Here is an 18403-nt window from a genome sequence, read left to right as displayed (position 1 = left end):
GTTACTCCTCGTCGTCGTCTACATCCTCGAAGTCGGCGTCGACGTACTCCTCGTCGTCGCCGTCGGCGCCGGGGCCTGCGCCGCCCGGACCGGCGGCGCCGCCCATGCCGCCCATCCCGCCGGGACCGGCGCCCGCGGCGCCGCCCGCGCCGCCCGGACCGGCCTGCGCGGCCTGTCCCTCGTACATCTGCTTGCCGATCTCCTGGAGCTCCTCCGTGAGCGCCTCGGTGGCGGACTCGATCTCGTCGGTGTCGGCGTCCTCGTCTTCGAGGACTTCCTCGACGTCCTCGATGGCCGCCTCGATGTCGGCGACGAGCTCGTCGTCGTCAAGCTCCTCCTCGTTCTCCTCTAAGAGGGTCTCGGCGCGCTGGATCGTCGTCTCGGCCTCGTTGCGGGCCTCGATCCGCTCGCGGCGGGCCTCGTCCTCCTCCTTGTGCTTCTCGGCCTCCTCCTGCATCTCCTCGATCTCCTCGTCCGAGAGGCCGACGCCGCCCTCGATGGTGATCGACTCGGCGTTCCCGGAGCCCTGGTCCTCGGCCTCCACGTTGACGATGCCGTTCTCGTCGATGTTGAAGGAGACCTCGATCTGCGGCGTTCCGGCGGGCGCCGGCGGGATGCCGGAGAGCTGGAACGCGCCGAGCAGCTCGTTCTCCTCGGCGATCTCGCGTTCGCCCTGGAAGACGCGGACGTTGACGGAGGTCTGGTTGTCCGCGGCCGTGGTGAACACCTTCGACTCCTCGGTCGGGATCGTGGTGTTCTTCTCGATGAGCCGCTCGAAGAGGCCGCCCTTCACCTCGATCCCGAGCGAGAGCGGGGTCACGTCCAGCAGGACGATGTCGTCGACGTCGCCGGAGAGCACGCCGCCCTGGACCGCCGCGCCGAGCGCGACCGCCTCGTCAGGGTTGACGTTCTTCTTCGGCTCCTGGCCGACGAGCTCCTCGACCTTCTCCTGGACCTGCGGCATCCGGGTGGAGCCGCCGACGAGGATGACCTCGTCGATGTCCGACTTCGAGTAGTCGGCGTCGGAGAGGGCCTGCTCGGTCGGCTCGACGGTGCGGTCGATCAGGTCCGAGGTGAGGTTCTCGAACGTCGCGCGGGTGACAGACTGCTCGAGGTGGACCGGACCGCTGTCGGTCGCGGTGATGAAGGGGAGGTTGACGGTGGTCTCCTTCTTGTTGGACAGCTCGATCTTCGCCTCCTCGGCGGCGTCCTTCAGCCGCTGGAGCGCCTGCCGGTCGTCGCGCAGGTCGATGCCGTGGTCGTTCTGGAACTCGTCGGCGAGGTGGTCGATGAGCGCCTCGTCCCAGTCGTCGCCCCCGAGGTCGTTGTCCCCGTTCGTGGCGACGACCTCGTAGACGCCCCCGCCCAGATCGAGGACCGACACGTCGAACGTGCCGCCCCCGAGGTCGTACACGAGGACGGTCTGGTCGGACTCGTCGTCGAGGCCGTACGCCATGGAGGCCGCGGTCGGCTCGTTGACGATGCGTTCGACCTCGAAGCCGGCGATCTCGCCGGCGTCCTTGGTCGCCTGCCGCTGCTTGTCGTTGAAGTACGCGGGGACGGTGATGACCGCCTTCTCGACGTCGTCGCCGAGGTACTCCTCGGCGTCGCGCTTGATCTTCTGGAGGATCATCGCCGAGACCTGCTCCGGCGTGTACTCGTCGTCGCCGATCTCGACGGTGTAGTCGTCCTCGCCCATGTGCCGCTTGATCGACTGAATCGTGCGGTCGGGGTTCTGGACGGCCTGGTTCTTCGCGGGCTTGCCGACGAGGCGCTCGCCGTCGTCGGCGAAGGCGACAACCGACGGCGTGGTCCGGTCGCCTTCCGCGTTGGCGATGATCTCCGGCTCGTCGCCTTCCATCACCGCGAACGCGGAGTTGGTGGTACCGAGGTCGATACCGAGGATTTTGTTGCTCGCCATCTTACCCAAATGTACCGGCTTGTGTCGGTTAAAGGTTACTAGACGGCGCGATTCGGACGCGCATCGGATCACGCCGCAGTCATGCGGTTTCCGCGATCGTGTGAACGCATCTCACCGATGTCTTTATACCGATCCGCAAGCGCAGCAACCCGATCGCCGTCGCGAGGATCGAGAAACGACTTCCGATCGCCGTCGCGGAGACCGAGAAGCCGCCTCAGATCGCCCTCGACGCCCCTCAGATCCCGCTGACGAGGTCTTCGAGCACGGCCTCCGGATCGTCGGCCTTCGCGACGCCGGAGGCCAGCAGGACGCCGGCGGCGCCGAGGTCGCCGGCGGCGGCCACGTCCTCGCCGGTCGAGACGCCGGCGCCACAGAACACGTCCACGTCCTCGTCGACGGCCTCGGCGGCCGCGACCGCGTCCTCGACGATCCCCGGATCGGCCGTCGAGACGGAGACATCCCCGCCGATGAGCGCCGGCGGCTCGACGGCGACCGCGTCGGGACCGAGCGCGGCGGCGGCGCCGACCTGCGCGGGGTTGTTCGCGCAGACGATCGTCTCCAGGTCAGCGCGCTCTGCGGCGCGGACGGAGCCGTCGACGTCGGCGAGCTTCAGGCGGTTCTCCGAGTGGTTGATCAGGGTGCCCTCGGCGCCGTTGTCGGCGACCGCCTCGGCGAGGGTCGAGCCGGTGTGGGAGCCGTGGGCGTTCGGCGAGACGTGCTGGGCCCACGTCTCGACGCCGGTGTCGGCGACGCGGGCGATGTCCGCGGCCTGCGGCGAGACCGCGATCCGCGCGCCGGACGCCTCGGCCACGTCGCGGGCGGCGGTCGCGACTTCGATCGGATCGCACGGGTACGCCTTGAGGTTCACTAGGATGAACATACCCGCATTCGGGGTCCGCGGCGCAAATAGCTTCATACTCCGGCGACGCTCCGCCGAGACTCCCTCGCGCCCCCCGAGAGCAGTAACGACCTTATACCCCGGTACTGTGGGTCCGGCAAGGGATGTCCCTCATCGAGCTCATCGCCGGCGTGGAAGCTCACGAGGCCACGCTGACCGTCTTCAACGCCGACCCGGAGGTCGCGGACGAGCTCCGGGAGTACTTCGCCGACCGTAACATCCGGGTGGTCGAGGCCCAGACCGCCGCCGGCCCCGAGGGGTTCGCCGTGCTCGCGCGCGACGGCGAGTTCGTCACGGCCGTGACCGTCGACGAGCTGTTACCGCGACGGGACGACCCGGGAGACGGCGAAAGCGAGTCGGACGGCCGCGGCGGCGAGTCGGAAGGCGGTAGAGACGAGCCGGCGGCCGGAGAGCCGGCCGGCGGCCGCGTCGGGGGACCGGTGTTGGACCACCTCGACGAGACGATGTTCACCTCCTACTCGCGCGCGGACATGGTGGCCGCCTCCCGCGAGATCGAGGACCGCGCGTGGCGGGTCGGCGACGGGGAGCTCCACGCGGGCTTCCAGACCCTCGACGTGCTCACCGGCGAGGCGGACACCTACGACCTGCTCGGCGGGAAAGAGCGGCTCGACGTGCACGCGTACGCCGCGGACGAGGGCGACGCCCCCGACGTGGAACACTACACCGTCCACGTCGGCGAGACCGCGGAGATCCGGGAGACGTGGTTCGTCGCGTACGACGGCGGCGGGTACGACGACGCGAAGTGTGCGCTGCTCGCCGAGGAACGCGCGCCGGGCGAGTTCTACGGCTTCTGGAGCTACGACCCCGAGACGGTCGACTACATCATCGACTACCTGACGGAGCGCTACGGCGGGTCGGAACAGACGGACGACGGCGGAGCGACGGTGTGACGGGGGAGCCATCGAGCGACGGCGTGTGGGAGCGCCTTTCGGACTCGAGGGTCTGGCTGTCGGCCGCGACGCTCGTCGCGACGGTCGCGACCGCTGGGAGCCTCTGGTTCAGCCTCGGGCTCGGGCTCACGCCCTGCGACCTGTGTTGGTACCAGCGAATTCTCATGTACCCGCTCGTCGTCGTCCTCGGCGTCGCAACCGTCGAGGGCCGGGCGGCGGTCTCCCGGACCGCGCTGCCGTTCGTCGGCCTCGGACTCATCCTCTCCGCGTACCACTCGTACCTCCAGGCGACGACGGCGGAGTGCACGCTCGGCGGTCCGTGCGCGGCGGTCCAGTGGCAGAGCCCGGTGATCGGATTCACGATCCCGAACCTCTCGCTCGTCGCGTTCGGGCTGCTCGCGGTGCTCCTCGTCGGAATGTGGGTTCGAGTCGGACGGTAGGAGAGAGAAACTTCGGGACGTATCCGCGCGTCAGTCCTTCCGCTTGACCACGTCGCCGAGCGTCATCGTCCCGGCGTCGCCGCTGTCCCAGTCGGCGTCGTCGACGGACTCGCCCTCGACCAGCGAGATGTCGAGCGCGCTCTCCAGCTTCCGCTGGATGTCGTCGGTCGGGAGGGTGTCCCCGCGCTCCAGCTTACGGATGAGGCTCGCCTTCTCGTTGAGCTGATCGGCCAGCTCCTCCTGGCTGAGCCCCCGGGACTCGCGGGCCTTGCGAATCCGGTCGTCGTAGTCGGTGGCGATCTCGTCCATGTCGTCGAACATGTCGCGCGGGCGCGTCGACCCGCCCGACGAGCCGGACGACCCGCTTGAGGAGCCGGAGGAGGACCCGGACGACTTCCCGGTGCTCGAACTCGTGGAGTACTTGCTGCCGCCGGAGCCGGTGGACTCGTCGCGGACCTCGGTGCCGAAGTCCGTACACGAGCTGCACAGCTCCAGCTCGGCGCCTTCGACCTTCGTCGTCGTCAGCGAGGCCTCGTCGGCGCCACACATCTCACACTGGGGCATACGCGACGGTAGCGCTCCCGGTGGTATAAAGGGTGCGCCGGCGGGCCACGACGGGCGCTCCGGTCGCCGATCGGCGGCGCCGGATCGCGCCGCGGGGCACACCAACAGAATCGTGCCGCGGCCGGTACCCACTTGTCGCCGCGGGCGGCAGGGATGGTATGGACGTTCACGTCACCACCTCGACCGTGCGAGGATCGACCCGCGCGCCGCCCTCGAAGAGCTACACCCACCGCGCGCTGCTGGCCGCGGGATATAGCGACGGCGCGACCGTGCGCTCCCCGCTCGTCTCGGCCGACACGAAGGCGACCGCTCGGGCCGTGACGGCCTTCGGCGGCGCGGTCGATCCGGGCCCCGGGTCCGGGGCCGAAGCCGAGTCCGACGCGGACGACATGGACGCCGCCGACGCGCTCGCCGTCGACGGCTTCGGCGGTCGCCCCGCGGTCCCCGACGACGTGATCGACTGCGCGAACTCCGGGACGACGATGCGGCTCGTCACCGCCGCGGCAGCGCTCGCGGACGGCACGACGGTGTTGACGGGCGACGGCTCCCTCCGTTCGCGTCCGCAGGGCCCCCTCCTGGAGGCGCTCGGCGACCTCGGCGTGCGCGCGGAGTCGACCCGCGGGAACGGGCAGGCGCCCCTGGTGATCTCCGGGCCGCTCGCGGGCGGCAGGGTGGCGATCCCGGGCGACGTCTCCTCGCAGTACGTCACCGCGCTGCTGATGGCCGGCGCGGTCACCGAGGAGGGGATCGAGGTCGACCTGACGACCCCGCTCAAGTCGGCGCCGTACGTCGACATCACGCTCGAACTCCTCGACGACTTCGGGATCGAGGCCACGCCCGTCGGCGACGGCGGGAACGCGCTCGACGGCGCGGCCGGGGCGGCGGGCTTCGTCGTCGAGGGCGGCCAGTCGTACGCGCCCGCGGGCGGGAGCTACACGGTCCCCGGCGACTTCTCCTCGATCTCCTATCTGGTCGCCGCCGGCGCGGTCGCCGCCGAGCCCGGCGAGGCGGTCCGGATCGAGGGCGCGGTGCCGAGCGCGCAGGGCGACTCCGCGATCGTCGAGATCGCCGAGCGCATGGGGGCCGACATCGAGTGGGACCGCGACGCGGGCGTCATCACCGTCCGGCGCTCCGATCTGTCGGGCGTCGAGGTCGACGTGGGCGACACGCCCGACCTCCTCCCCACGATCGCCGCGCTCGGCGCGGTCGCCGACGGCGACACCCGGATCACGAACTGCGAGCACGTCCGGTACAAGGAGACGGACCGCGTCGCGGCGATGGCCGAGGAGCTGGAGAAGCTGGGCGCCGAGACGACCGAGGAGCAGGATACGCTGACGATTCACGGCTCCGAGAGTGACCTCCGGAGCGCGGCCGTCGACGGGCGCGCCGACCACCGGATCGTGATGTCGCTCGCGGTGGCCGCGCTCGTCGCCGAGGGCACCACGACGATCCGCGGGGGCGAACACGTTGACGTCTCGTTCCCCGACTTCTTCGACGCGATGGCCGACCTCGGGATGGCGGTCGAGCGCGACGGCGCGAGCGAGTAGCGCGCGAAACGAGGAGGAGTGTACAAGGACGGTGCGGTGGCGCGTCCCTCCGAGCGTGCCGCCGCCGGCGGCCGCGAGGAGCACGCGCGAGGGACGCCGCGAGCGACGTGGGCGACCGGAGGGAGCCCCGAGCGAGCGGCGAGGCTGGGGAGGCGTGAGGCTGCTGTGCCGTGCGGTCGGGGTGGGACTCAAAGGGGCAGCCGCGAGGACGAAGCACGGCGCAGCAAGCACTGGAGGGAGCGAACGAAGTGAGCGACTGAAGCGCGTGGTTCGAGAGAGCAAAGCTCTCTCGTCATCGCCAGAAATCACCGATTTCTGGCTAGCAGTCAGAACGCAAAGCGTTCTGACGACATCACGAAAGGCGCTTCGCGCCTTTCGAACGACAGCAAGCCGCGCGAGTCGTCGCGGCTGGGGCTTTGGAGGTGTTCTCCGTCGATCCGCCGTGAGCAACTACTTATAGGCGAGCGGCCGGGGATTTGGAGGTGTTCTCCGTCGATCCGCCGTGAGCAACTACTTATAGGCGAGCGGCCGGGGATTTGGGGGGCGTTCACCGCGAAACCGTCGATCACGTATAAACGGCCGACAGCGCCACAAACGTCGACTTACAGGAATCCGGCCAGCCCGACCGCCTCGATCAGCGGAACGCCGGCGACGACGGAGCCGATCAGGTAGCCGCCGATCGCGCCGCCGTTTAAGAGGGGGAGCCCGGCGTGCGGCCGCCCCTTTATCACCCAGCTCATCAGCACCAACAGCCCCGCGAGGCTGCCGACCATCGCGAGCAGCGCGGGGGCGTTGATCCCGATCAGCGGCACGTCGAGGCCGGCCGCCGGCGAGAACGTCGCCGCGCTCGCCACGAGCACCGCCGGGATCACGGCGTCGCCGAGTCCGATGAAGAAGGCGTCGCGGTCCTCGATGTCGGTGGGTTCCGAGACGTCGGCGGCCCCGTCGTCGACGGTCCCGTCGGCGGCGCTCTCTCCGGCCGAGCCGTCGTCCTCGGTCGGCCCGCCGTCATCGCCGACATCATCGCTCTCCTCCGACGCCTCGCCCAGAAGCGAGTACGAGAGCGACAGCGGGATCACGAGCACCACGGGGATGTTCAGGTCCATCACGCCCTCCGCGAGCGACAGCATGTGTTCGGTGCCGTACACCGAGATCGCGTCGTAGATCGCCAGGAAGGCCAACAGCAGCAGCGCGGGCAGGAGTCCGAAGGAGATGCCGAACAGTCCCGCCGCGCCCGCGCCCATCAGCACCCCGGCGGCGTCGATCACGTACCACTCGGGGTACGCGAGCAGGGCGACGCCGACCGCGACCGCGGGCACGGCGGCCGCGAGCGGCGAGATCACGGCGGAGAAGACGTACCACGAGAGCCACGCCGAGACGCCGACGATCAGGAGTCGGATCCCCTGGTCGAGGTCGTAGCGGAACGCGGCGAGCATCACGCCCGTCATGGCGACGATCGCGGCGATGTAGACGAGGCTGTTCGTCGGGTTGTCGGGGTTTTCGACCGCCTGGTAGCCGCTCGCTGCGAACTCCGGGACCAGCGCCAACGCGCCCAGCTGGACGACGAGGAACAGGCCCACGACGAAGGCGACGCCGCGGTACTCGCGGGGGAACATTCGACCGACGATTCGGGATCCGAGGGTTTCGTCCTTGCGCTTCGGCTCGGCCCGGAAACGCGGCCGCCGCTACGTCTGCTGTCGGGCGTCGAGAAGCGTGACTGTCGGGCGTCGAGAAGCGTGACTGTCGGGTGCCGAGAAACGGGATCGGGTACGGTGTGGGAGCGGATGACCCGAGCCCGAAAGCCGACGGACGACGGACGGTGGAAGCGAGTCTCCGGCCGGCCCGCCCGAAAACGGGAGTGGGCCGGCCGGTTTCGTCCGCGGCGTTTAGCTTCTACCTTGTGCGGGATAAGTAGCTATCGCTCGAATTATCGAGGTTGATTCCGGGCGAGCGACCCCCTCGACGTCGATGGCCGTCGCACGGACGTGAGCACGGATCCGCGGCTCGCGAGATCACGGACGTGAACCCGTAACTGGGAGCCGGTTCCGAAAGGGAGAGACGAAGGCGGCGAAAGGCGAAGCGGAAGGTTGAACGACGGGAGGCGGACGGGCGGCGGCCGAACAGCGGACCCCCGGGCTGTCATCGGCGTCGCCGCCCGAGTGGTCGGGACGGGCGCGTGGTTTTGTCGCCGAACTCCAACGAGAAAAGCGTCGGACTTCGGCAAGCGATCGTTGTCGCTTCTCCCGTATAAATGAGACGGTCCGTGCCTACCGGCGGTCCCGCAGCGCGGGGAACTCCTCGCGCACCGCGGCCACCCGGTCCGGGTCGACCTCGGCGGTCACGGTCGTCGGCTCCTCGCCCGCCGACGCGAGCGTCGTCCCCCACGGATCGTAGACGGTCGTCCGGCCGCAGAGCGCGTCGTCGTCGAACGTCCCGCTCCCGTTGACTGCCGCGACGTACGCCAGGTTCTCGATCGCCCGCGCCCGGCCCAGCGTCCGCCAGTGCTCGACGCGGGGGTACGGCCACGCGCTCGGCACCAGCACGCACTCGACGCCCGCATCGACCATCCGCCGGAACTGCTCCGGGAACCGGAGGTCGTAGCAGGTCGTCACGCCGACGCGCACACCCTCGACCTCCGTCACCGGCTCCCGCTCGCCGGGAACCAGCCGGTCCGTCTCCTCGGAGCCGTAGCCGAAGAGGTGTCGCTTCCGATAGACGAGCCGCCGCTCGCCGTTTCGGTCGAACAGCACCGCCGTGTTCGCGAGCCCCTCCTCGGCCGGCGCGTCGATCCCGTCGGCCGCGGACGCAGCCAGATCCTCCACGACGGTCCCCGCCAGCACGTTCACGTCGGCCTCGGCGGCGACTTCGGCGAACCGACCCAGCCGATCGCCGGCGAGGCTCTCGGCCGCGCGGGCGTACGAGTCGAACGCGAAGTACCCCACGTCGAACAGCTCCGGGAGGACGACCAGGTCGGCCCCGTCGGCCGCGGCCTCGCGGACCGCCTCGATCGCGCCCGCGACGTTGTCTTCCACGGCACCGCCCTCGACGCCGAGCTGGACGCAGGCGACCCTCATGCGGTCGTTCCGAGCGACGCGCGCAGGGCGTCCTCCAAGTTGTCCAGCTCGGCGTCGAAGTTGCGCTCGAAGAAGGACTCGACGCCCGGCAGCTTCCCCTCGACCACGAACTCGTTGGCCAGCCGGCAGCCGCCGTCGGTCTCGGTGATCGTGTGCTCGCCGGTGACGCGGAACGCCTTCGACTTCCCGACGAACTTCACTCGGGTCGGCGGGTCGCGCTCGACCTCCTCCGTGTCCACGGAGATGGTCGACCGGATCATCGGGATCGGGAGCGCGACGTGCCACGTCGCCCGCCCGTCGCCGTGTACTTCGTAGGTGTCGACGACGCTTATCGCCCCTGCGCGCTGCTCGGCGTCCGAGATGAACGCCCACACGTCCTCGGCGGGGGCGTCGAACTCGAACGTCCGGGAGACTCGGACGGTCATACGCCCCCGTTTGGGGCTACGGGAGTTAAAAGCACGCGAGTCGAGCGGCGGGGTGGGAATCGGTCGAGGTGGGGAGGGAATCGACTCAGCCCTGTGGGGTCACGCGCCACGTCGTCGACCGCGCGCGACCCCACTTCTCGATGTCCACGTCGTCGGACTTCTCGGCGAGCCGGGGGAGCCGGGAGCCGACCTGCTTGGCGGTGAGGCCGATGGCGTCGGCGATCGTCTTCGAGCGGACGTAGCGCTCGCCACGGGTGACGCTGTCCGTGAGGTACGCGAGGATGCGCTGCTCCTCCTCGGTGTACTCGCTCATGTCCCGAAGGTAGGCGTCAAACGTCCTTAACGGTTACTCGTCCGGGTCGCGTTCGGGCCGCCTCAGTCGAATATCTGGACGGCGACGACCGAACAGAGGGCGAAGAGGAACGCCGCTCCGAACCCCCAGGCCTTCCCGAGCTGCGACGGGTGGCCGAACATCACGACGGCGCCGACGACCGCGATCGCGCCGAACGCGAGCGCCACGCCGACTTCCTTGTCAGACTCGATGGATGCCTCGCTCATACTCGTCGCTTTGCGGGCGGCTACTTAGTTCATGCGAAGGCGGGGGAGTCGGACTCGAAACGCCGGCGTCCCTCCGGGCGGATCAGATGATCTCGACGTGTTCCGACTCCTCGTTGAGCGCGAGATTCGCGGCAATCTCGGCGTTCCGCATCGCGTACTCCGCGGTGTGCTGGAGGCTGACGAGCACCTCGCGGGTCATCAGCAGCGTGTCGTTGTCGAGGTCGCTCGGCAGCTCCCCGAGGATCTCCTGTTCGCGGTCCTCGAGCCGGGCGAACAGCTCGCGGCACTCGACCGTGAGGTCGTAGTCGCGCTCGACGACCGCCCGCACGGCGAGCGCGGTCAGCTCGTCCACCTGATCGGTGAACTCCCGGATCTGCCGCATCGTCGCGCTGTCGACGTCGAGGGTGTGGCCCTCCGCCTCCATCACGATGTCGGCGATGTCCTCGGCGTTGTCGGCGGTGAGCTCGAGGTTCTTCGCGACCGACCGGTAGCCGATCAGGGGGAACCCCTCCTCGAGCCCGACCGCGCGGGCGAGGTTCGGGTTCTGGTACGCCGTGAAGATGAGCCGGAGCAGGAGCACGAAGATCTTGTTCGCCTGCCGCTCGCGGTTGAGCGCGCGCTGGGCCAGGTCGGGGTTGCCGTGCGCCAGCGCCTTCACGGCCTCGCCGCGCATCGTCGACCCCGTGTTCTCCAGCCGCTCGAGCAGGTTGTCAAGGGTGAAGTCCTCGGGGTCGACGGAACACCGGATCGAGATGTCCGAGGGCGTCTCCTCGATGACGCCGAGCCCCATCAGCTGCGTCTCGGCCTTGTAGACCGCGTTGATGTGTTCGCTGTCGAGCGTCCCCTCGCTGCGGACGTGGATCACGCGCCGCCCGAGGACGTACTGCGCGACGATGGCGCGTTCGAGCGAGCGCGCGTCGAGCGCGTCCGCGTTGATCACGGCCTCCGACTCCTCCGAGCTCACCGACTCCGGAAGGACCGTGAGCGTTCCCTTGCCGCCCATCCGCAGCGAGACCTCGTCGCCCTTGTTGACGCCGTGCTCCTTCGCCCACTCCGCGGGGAGAGTCATCGCCAGCGTCGACGGACCCAACCGCTGGACTTTCCGCGTTTCCATAAGGGTTGATACCGCCGGATACACCTTAACCTTGTTCCTATGACCATTATACGCGCCGTCGAATATACAAGGTGTTCTTCCGCGTCGTCGACGGGGAAGGGGAGACGAGGGAAAGGGGGTGAGAGAAGAGAGGCCGAGGGCGCCCGGGTGCGCGGTCGATCCGCGCGCTTATGCCGTTCTGCCGCCGACAGGTGGACATGACCGAGCGGGTACTCGTCGTCGACGACTCCTCGTTCCAGCGGACCGTCGTCCGGGACGCGCTGGACGGGCCGTTCGAGGTGGTCGACGAGGCGGAGAACGGGACGGAGGCGGTGGAGCTGTTCGAGGCGTACGAACCGGACGCGGTGTCGATGGACGTCGTCATGCCCGAGATGACCGGCATCGAGGCGACCGCCGCGATCAAGGAGCGCTGGCCCGACGCGGTGATCGTGATGTGCACGAGCGTCGATCAGCAGGAGAAGATGATGGAGGCGGTGAAGGCCGGCGCCGACGGCTACGTCACGAAGCCGGTTGACGCCGACGAGCTGGTCTCCGAGATGCGGAGCCACTTCGGGTGAGCGGGTCGCGGTAGCGGGGCGGACAACTGCGATACCCTACGCCGGATCGAACGACCGGAGGATCGACGCGAGCGCGCTCGCGAGCTCCTCGAAGCGGTCGATGTCCATCGAGTCGGTCGTCACCCAGACCCCGTGGCCGTTGTTGATGACCCGCGTGAGGTAGCCGTTCTCGAACACGCGGACCGTGAACTCGTAGTCCCCGAGCTGCGTGTCCGCGTACAGCGACTGCGCGTGGAACCCGTGTCGCTCGCTCTCCGCGAAGCCGACGAGGTCGGCCGTCCGGCTGAGGTCGCTGCGGAGGTAGAGCTGTTCGACGTCCTCCTCGGTGAAGTACGTCAGGCTCCGCAGCTCGTCTCCGGTGGCCGTCCGCGCGGCGCTGAGCAGCTCCTCGACGCGCTCGTCCGGTGGGTGTGCCATGCTATCACGATCGATCGTCTGGTACATGAGCGTATGGGTGTCCGAAGCGGTTCCGGCCCGGAGGGACAGAGTTTAGCGACTCCCCCGACATCGACCGCGTAATGAGCGACTCCGACGACGTCTGCGTCCTGTTGCCGACGATGGACGAGGTCGAGACGGTCGCGCGCGTCGTCGAGGCGTTCCGCGACGCCGGGCTCGACGAGATCCTCGTCATCGACGGCGGTTCGTCCGACGGCACGCAGGAGGCGGCTCGGGAGGCGGGTGCACGCGTCGTCGAGCAGTCGGGGCGCGGGAAGGGACAGGCCGTCAGGGAGGCGGTCCGCGACCACATCGACGCGCCCTACGTCGTGATGGCCGACGCGGACGCGACGTACGACGCGGACGACGTCGACGCGATGCTCGAGCCCCTGCTATCCGGCGAGGCGGACCACGTCATCGGGAACCGGTTCGCGGACATGCGCCCCGGCGCGATGACGCGGCTGAACCAGATCGGGAACCGGATCATCAACCTCGCGTTCCGCCTCATCCACGGCGAGCGCTACCGGGACATCCTCTCCGGCTACCGGGCGTTCACCCGCGAGTCGTTCCTCCGGCTCCACCTCACCGCCGACGGATTCGGGATCGAGACCGAGATGGCGGTCGAATGCGTGAAGAACCGGCAGTCGGTCGCGGTCGTCCCGGTCACCTACCGCGAGCGACCCGGCGGCTCCGCGACCAACCTCCATCCCGTCCGCGACGGCGGCGTGATCTTCATCGAGCTGTACCGGAAGGCGAAGACGAACAACCCGCTGTTCTACTTCGGGAGCCTCGGCGCCCTCTCGACGAGCGCCGGGGCGGTGATGACCGGGTACGTGCTCTACCGCTGGTTCGTCTACGGAGCCACCCACGAGATAATCGCGATCGGTGCGGTCGGGGCCGCGCTGTTGGGGATACAGCTGCTCATCTTCGGCTTCCTCGCCGACATGATCCTCTCGCTCCACCGCGAGCAGGCGGCGCGCTACGAGCGGGCGATCGACGACGGCTCCGACTGATCGGCGGCTCCGACCCACGGGCGCCGCGTCAGCCTCCCGCTCGCGCTCGCCGGTCCCGGAGCGAGCCACATGGTTTATGTCGAGCCGCGGAGAGGACCCGCCATGGACGAAAAGCGGTTCGTCATCGCCCTCTTCGGACTCGTCGTCGCGCTGCTCGTCGGGTTCATCGCCTACCGGTTCGTCGCCCCGCTCACGGTCGCCGTCTTCCTCTACTACTCGACCCGGCGCCTCTACCACCGGCTCGAACGCTTCCGGCTCCCCGCCCGGGTGCGGGCGGTGGCCTCGCTGTCGCTGATCGGTATCCCGCTTATCGGACTCCTGAGCTACACCGTGCTCCTCCTGTTGATCGAGGCGCGGCGGTTCATCGAGCAGTACCCGGTCGCCGAGACGGTCGGCGCCGAGAACTCGTGGGTCGGCGACCTCGCCGCGCTCTCGAACCCGACGTTCGACGGGGTCATGCAGGCGTACCAGTCCGGGCAGCTCGACCCCCTCATCGACTTCGTCTCCGAGCAGGCGGGGCTGCTGGCGGGCGTGCTCTCGGGGCTCACGCTGAACCTCCTCATCACGATCGTCGTCACCTACTACCTGCTGCTCGACGGCTCGAAGTTCCACGGGTGGCTACTCACCTTCGACGACGACGCCGTCGTCCGCGAGTACCTCGAGGCGGCGGACGCCGAGCTGGAGGCCGTGCTGTACGGGAACCTGCTCAACGTCATCGCCATCTCGATCATCGCCGTCGTGACCTACACCGGCTACAACGTGGTCGCCCCCGAGATCGTCGAGGTGCCGTACCCGGCGCTCGCCGGCGCGCTCACCGGAGTGGCGAGCCTGATCCCGGTGATCGGGATGAAGATCGTGTATGTTCCGCTCGCGGCAGTGACCGCGGTTCCGCCGGTCCTCGGCGACGACATCGCCGTGCTCGTGTACGTCGCCGGGTTCCTCGTCGTCGCCGCGGTCGTCGTCGACACGATCCCAGACATCGTGCTCCGCCCGTACTTCAGCGGGAAGACCACCCACGTCGGGCTGCTCATGCTGGCGTACATCTTCGGCCCGGTCGTGTTCGGGTTCCACGGGCTGTTCCTCGCGCCGATCGTGCTCGTGTTGGCGCTCACGTTCGCGGACACGGCCCTGGTCAGGCTGCTCGGCGGCGACGCCGAGGAGGTCGGACCGGAGATCCCGCGGGGACAGCGCCGGCTCGACGAGTTCTGATCGGCGGGTGCTGATCGGCAGGTTCTGACCGCCGACCGCGGACCGACCGCCAATCGCGGACCGATCGGCGACCCCTGCTCCGACGCTCGACCCTCGGGCCGAAGAGATAAGCCCCCGCTCGACGACCGGGGTGACGTATGCGTGTACACGTTATCGGTCTCGGGGGCGCCGGCGGCCGGATCGCCGACCGGCTCGCGGCCGACAGCGACGGGGACCGGTTCCTGCAGGGCGTCAACGCGTTCGACACCGACGCGGCCGCGCTCGACGCCCTCCGGTCGATCGACGAGTCCCGCCGGCACCGCTTCGGCGACGCGGCCGGCGGCGGGGGGCTCGACGGCGACCTCCACGCGGCCCGGCGGCTCGGCGACGCGCACGCCAGCGAGCTCGGCCGGGCGATGGACGACCAGCAGCCGTCGCTCGCGGAGGCGTTCGTCCTCGTCGTCGGGCTCGGCGGCGGCGCGGGCGCGGGCGCCGCGCCGGCGCTGGCCGAGGAGCTGACGCGGCTCTACGACGTGCCCGTCTACGCCGTCGGGCTGCTCCCGACGCCCGCGGAGTCCGAGCCCCGCGAGCCCGACTCGCCCCGCGCGAGCGCGACCGACGACTCCGGGGAACGACCGCCGGAGCGCCCCCTCGCGGAGAAGAACGCGGCGCGGACACTCGACGCGCTCTCGGATCGGTGCGCGGCGGTCTTCCCATTCGACAACGCCGAGTGGCTCCGCCCCGGTGAGGGGATCGCCGACGCCCGCGACCGACTGAACGCCGTCGTCACCGAGCGCGTCGCGGCGCTGTTCGGCGCCGGCGAGGCCGACGACGCGGAGTCGACGCCCCAGCAGGTGCTCGACGCGAGCGACGTGGCCCGGGCGGTCGGCGACGACGGGGAGATCGCCGCGATCGGCCACGCGACGCAGGCGGTCGAGCCGCCCGAGTCGGGGTCGCGGTTCGGGCTCGGCCTGTTCGGCTCCGCGGAGCCGGCGGCGGTCGACACGAGCGAAGCGGTGTCGGCGATCGAGACGACGATCCGGAAGGCGACCCGCGGGAAGAACACCGTCGCGGTGCCCGAGGGGCGGGCGGACCGGACCCTGCTCGTGGTCGGCGGGCCGCCGGCGTGGCTCAACCGCGAGGCGATCGCGGACGGGCGGCGGTGGCTCGCCGACGAGACCGGCTCCGGCGCAATTTTGAGCGGCGACGCGCCGGTCCCCGGCGGCGAGGAGGTGTTCGCGTTGGTCGTCCGATCTGGGATCGACGAGCCGCCGCGGATCCGCGAGATCCGGGAGTCGATCGCGTGAAGCGCCGGGCGCGAACCGGCGGCCGTCCGCTCCCCGACCCGAACTCGTTAACCGCGTGAGGCGCCCAGTACGCCCGTGACCACCCACGCCGACCTCGGGCTCGACCTCGACGTGCGCGACGCGGACGCGGTCGCCGACCGGCGCGACGAGCTCGTCGCCGCCGTGCGGGACCACGCCGGAACGATCGCCTACCAGCTCGCCAAGCTGCAGGGCGGCGACTACGGCCGGCAGGAGCTGTCGACGCCGGGCGGGACGTGGACCGTGAAACACGAGGCCGGCGAGCTGGAGTTCCTGCTGTTCTCGCCGACCTCGGGCTCGGACGTGTACGTGATCTCGACGAAGCAGCCGCCGGCGCCCGCCGGCCTGTCGACCGCGCTCGACGACTACGCGAATTTCGTCGCGGCGTGGAACGAGTGGGTCGGGTCGCTGTCGGGCGTCCTTGACGGCGTGAGCGCCGAGTTCCCCGAGCCGGCCCCGACGGACGGGGTCGTCGCCGAGCGGGACCGGGTACTGGACCGGATCCGCGACGCCTGCTCGGTCATGGCCGGCGAGATCCATCGGTACGGGGGCGACGACTACGGCACCTTCACCGCCCGCGTCGACGGCGACCGGTGGGAGCTGAAGTGGGACGAGGGGACCGTCTCGTACCTCCGTGTCGGGGGATCGGGCGGGCTCTACATCCTCTCGCAGTACGAGGCGCCGTCGGCGGCCGACGTGCGCGAGTACGCCGACTCCTTCCGGGGGTTCGTCGACGCGTACAACGAGTTCGTCGGGGAGTTAGAGAGCGACCTCGCGGCGGTCGATCTCTGAGGTCGTCGGCGACGGGGCCGCCCGGCGACCGCACGGGCGTCGTCTGCCTCCGCCCGCGACCGCACCGGACCTCCTCCGCTCCCGCCCGGCGCCTCGATCACTCGTCGTCCGACCCGCCGAACGCCCCGAACGCGTACTCCAGGCCGAACATAACGAGCGACATCGTGAGGGCGCGAACGAGGAGCGCGTCACCGCTCACCAGGAGGCCGAACGCAAGCACGCCGCCCCCTGACGACGCTCCCAACAGGACGGCGTACCGCCCACGAGAGAGTCCGCGCGCCCACTCGTCCGCCCGCTCGTAGAGCCCCGTCGTCCCGGTCACGTCTTCGAGGAGCAACCCCGGACGGAAAACGGTTCGTGGTCCGGTTTGCTCCGATAATATCCATGTCCGTGCGTATTTCTACGCCTGATGTGGGAATATTTATGCAGTAACGTCCGGTACCGGCGCGCATGACGATCACGCTACCGGGACCGACGCTCGGCGTCGTCGGCGGCGGTCAACTGGGTCGGATGATGGGCGAGGCGGTCGCGCCGCTCGGCGTCGAGGTCGTCGTGTTGGACCCGACGCCCGACTGTCCGGCGAGCCCCGTTGTCAGCGACCAGATCGTCGGCGACTTCGACGACGCCGACGCGATCCGCGAGCTGGCGAGCCGGGTCGACGCGCTGACCTTCGAGATCGAGCTGGCCGACCCGGACCTCATGGCCGAGGCGGCCGCCGAACACGACGTGCCCGTCCACCCCGAACCGGACACGCTCCGAACCATCCAGGACAAGCTCGTGCAGAAGGAGGCGCTTGTCGACGCCGGGATCCCCGTCCCCGAGTTCGTCGCGGTCGCCACCGCCGAGGGGCTCGAACGCGTCGTCGAGGAGTACGGCGGCGTCATGCTGAAGGCCCGCGAGGGCGGCTACGACGGCCGCGGGAACGTCCCGGTCCGCGACCCCGCGGACGCGGCCGACGCGCTCGACGAGATCGGCGGCGCCGCGATGGCCGAGGAGCTCCTCGACTTCGAGCGCGAGATCGCCGTGATGGGGCTGAAAGGGGCCGACGGCGAGACCCGGACCTACCCCGTCACCGAGACGATCCACCGCGAGGAGATCCTCCGTGAGAGCGTCGCGCCGGCCCGGACCGACGGCGCGGTCGTCGCCGAGGCCGAGTCGGTCGCGCGCGACGTGCTCGACGTGCTCGACGGTCGGGGCGTCTACGGGATCGAGCTGTTCGAGACCCGCGAGGGCGACGTGCTCGTCAACGAGATCGCGCCGCGGCCCCACAACTCCGGCCACTGGACCATCGAGGGCGCGCGCACCTCGCAGTTCGAGAACCACGTCCGGGCCGTCCTCGGGTGGCCGCTCGGCCCGACCGACCTCGTCGCGCCCGCGGTCACGGCCAACATCCTCGGCGACATCGAGGAGACGCAACCCGCGACGCTGTCGGGCGTCGAGGCGGTGCTCGCGGCGCCAGAGGCCGCCCTCCACTGGTACGGGAAAGCCGACGTGCGCCCGCTCCGGAAGATGGGGCACCTGACGGCGACTCCCGCAGATGGCGGAAACGACGCCGACGCGGACGCCGATATCGACTGCGACGCCCTGCTCTCGCGGGCGCGGGCCCTCCGCGACGGACTGACGTTCGGAAACGCGTAGTCG

At 69.9% G+C, this 18403-nt stretch carries 20 protein-coding genes; 9 read left to right on the top strand and 11 right to left on the bottom strand.

The window, feature by feature from the left end:
- Position 1 precedes the first annotated feature (1 nt).
- Entirely contained in the window at positions 2-1921 is a 1920-nt protein-coding gene (gene dnaK, locus JIN95_RS02850) for a molecular chaperone DnaK (RefSeq protein WP_198951517.1), read from the bottom strand.
- Between the two features lie 235 nt (positions 1922-2156).
- Positions 2157-2801, bottom strand: coding sequence for a triose-phosphate isomerase (gene tpiA, locus JIN95_RS02845; protein WP_095636422.1), 645 nt, complete (start codon positions 2799-2801; stop codon positions 2157-2159).
- A gap of 122 nt (positions 2802-2923) precedes the next feature.
- Here tpiA and JIN95_RS02840 point away from each other — a divergent pair, with 122 nt between their 5' ends.
- Both JIN95_RS02840 and JIN95_RS02835 read left to right on the top strand, forming a co-directional pair.
- Positions 2924-3730 (top strand): DICT sensory domain-containing protein, encoded by an 807-nt coding sequence (locus tag JIN95_RS02840; RefSeq protein WP_200530455.1) that lies wholly within the window; start codon positions 2924-2926, stop codon positions 3728-3730.
- A 23-nt stretch (positions 3731-3753) separates the two neighbouring features.
- Positions 3754-4170, top strand: a complete 417-nt coding sequence (locus tag JIN95_RS02835; protein ID WP_200532099.1) for a disulfide bond formation protein B — start codon at positions 3754-3756, stop codon at positions 4168-4170.
- A 30-nt stretch (positions 4171-4200) separates the two neighbouring features.
- Here the strand turns inward: JIN95_RS02835 and JIN95_RS02830 are convergent, their stop codons facing one another.
- Positions 4201-4734 (bottom strand): multiprotein bridging factor aMBF1, encoded by a 534-nt coding sequence (locus JIN95_RS02830; protein WP_095636424.1) that lies wholly within the window; start codon positions 4732-4734, stop codon positions 4201-4203.
- A gap of 158 nt (positions 4735-4892) precedes the next feature.
- Here JIN95_RS02830 and aroA point away from each other — a divergent pair, with 158 nt between their 5' ends.
- Positions 4893-6281 (top strand): 3-phosphoshikimate 1-carboxyvinyltransferase, encoded by a 1389-nt coding sequence (gene aroA / locus JIN95_RS02825; RefSeq protein ID WP_200530454.1) that lies wholly within the window; start codon positions 4893-4895, stop codon positions 6279-6281.
- Positions 6282-6883: 602 nt separating this feature from the next.
- On the opposite strand, the gene JIN95_RS02820 is transcribed toward aroA, so the two are convergent.
- From JIN95_RS02820 to JIN95_RS02795, 6 genes are all read right to left on the bottom strand, one after another.
- A complete protein-coding gene (locus JIN95_RS02820; protein ID WP_200530453.1) occupies positions 6884-7897 on the bottom strand; it encodes a presenilin family intramembrane aspartyl protease PSH in 1014 nt (337 codons plus the stop codon).
- A 651-nt stretch (positions 7898-8548) separates the two neighbouring features.
- Positions 8549-9355 carry a carbon-nitrogen family hydrolase gene (locus JIN95_RS02815; RefSeq protein WP_095636427.1) on the bottom strand — a complete coding sequence of 269 codons (807 nt, stop codon included), beginning with the start codon at positions 9353-9355 and terminating at the stop codon, positions 8549-8551.
- The gene (locus JIN95_RS02810; RefSeq protein ID WP_095636428.1) at positions 9352-9780 is read right to left on the bottom strand and encodes an SRPBCC family protein; all 429 of its coding nucleotides are present in this window, start codon (positions 9778-9780) and stop codon (positions 9352-9354) included. Before JIN95_RS02810 ends, JIN95_RS02815 begins: the two co-directional genes overlap by 4 nt.
- A gap of 85 nt (positions 9781-9865) precedes the next feature.
- Positions 9866-10093: a hypothetical protein gene (locus JIN95_RS02805; protein ID WP_007998354.1), complete on the bottom strand. Its 228-nt coding sequence runs from the start codon at positions 10091-10093 to the stop codon at positions 9866-9868.
- A gap of 62 nt (positions 10094-10155) precedes the next feature.
- On the bottom strand, positions 10156-10338 hold the full coding sequence (locus tag JIN95_RS02800) for a hypothetical protein (protein ID WP_095636429.1): 183 nt from the start codon (positions 10336-10338) through the stop codon (positions 10156-10158).
- Between the two features lie 82 nt (positions 10339-10420).
- Positions 10421-11452 carry a phosphate uptake regulator PhoU gene (locus JIN95_RS02795; protein WP_095636430.1) on the bottom strand — a complete coding sequence of 344 codons (1032 nt, stop codon included), beginning with the start codon at positions 11450-11452 and terminating at the stop codon, positions 10421-10423.
- Positions 11453-11649: 197 nt separating this feature from the next.
- Here JIN95_RS02795 and JIN95_RS02790 point away from each other — a divergent pair, with 197 nt between their 5' ends.
- Positions 11650-12009 carry a response regulator gene (locus JIN95_RS02790; RefSeq protein ID WP_095636431.1) on the top strand — a complete coding sequence of 120 codons (360 nt, stop codon included), beginning with the start codon at positions 11650-11652 and terminating at the stop codon, positions 12007-12009.
- A 36-nt stretch (positions 12010-12045) separates the two neighbouring features.
- Here the strand turns inward: JIN95_RS02790 and JIN95_RS02785 are convergent, their stop codons facing one another.
- Positions 12046-12426: a hypothetical protein gene (locus JIN95_RS02785; protein ID WP_200530452.1), complete on the bottom strand. Its 381-nt coding sequence runs from the start codon at positions 12424-12426 to the stop codon at positions 12046-12048.
- Positions 12427-12527: 101 nt separating this feature from the next.
- On the opposite strand from JIN95_RS02785, the gene aglJ reads away from it, so the two are divergent.
- The 4 genes from aglJ (at position 12528) to JIN95_RS02765 (ending at position 16762) form a co-directional block, all read left to right on the top strand.
- Positions 12528-13457, top strand: coding sequence for an S-layer glycoprotein N-glycosyltransferase AglJ (aglJ, locus tag JIN95_RS02780; protein ID WP_095636433.1), 930 nt, complete (start codon positions 12528-12530; stop codon positions 13455-13457).
- A gap of 102 nt (positions 13458-13559) precedes the next feature.
- Positions 13560-14666: an AI-2E family transporter gene (locus JIN95_RS02775; protein WP_095636434.1), complete on the top strand. Its 1107-nt coding sequence runs from the start codon at positions 13560-13562 to the stop codon at positions 14664-14666.
- Positions 14667-14803: 137 nt separating this feature from the next.
- Entirely contained in the window at positions 14804-15952 is a 1149-nt protein-coding gene (locus JIN95_RS02770) for a cell division protein FtsZ (RefSeq protein ID WP_200530451.1), read from the top strand.
- 75 nt (positions 15953-16027) lie between these two features.
- Complete coding sequence (locus JIN95_RS02765; RefSeq protein WP_200530450.1) at positions 16028-16762, top strand: hypothetical protein; 735 nt, start codon at positions 16028-16030, stop codon at positions 16760-16762.
- Positions 16763-16859: 97 nt separating this feature from the next.
- Here the strand turns inward: JIN95_RS02765 and JIN95_RS02760 are convergent, their stop codons facing one another.
- Positions 16860-17084 carry a hypothetical protein gene (locus JIN95_RS02760; RefSeq protein WP_095636437.1) on the bottom strand — a complete coding sequence of 75 codons (225 nt, stop codon included), beginning with the start codon at positions 17082-17084 and terminating at the stop codon, positions 16860-16862.
- Between the two features lie 128 nt (positions 17085-17212).
- Between JIN95_RS02760 and JIN95_RS02755 the strand changes: the two genes are divergently transcribed.
- The gene (locus JIN95_RS02755) at positions 17213-18400 is read left to right on the top strand and encodes a 5-(carboxyamino)imidazole ribonucleotide synthase (RefSeq protein WP_200530449.1); all 1188 of its coding nucleotides are present in this window, start codon (positions 17213-17215) and stop codon (positions 18398-18400) included.
- Positions 18401-18403: the final 3 nt, after the last annotated feature.

Source organism: Halorubrum sp. LN27, assembly GCF_016635065.1.
Taxonomy (GTDB): Archaea; Halobacteriota; Halobacteria; order Halobacteriales; family Haloferacaceae; genus Halorubrum; species Halorubrum salipaludis.
Note: the sequence above shows the minus strand (reverse complement) of the source record. Positions and strands in the feature narration are given on the sequence as shown.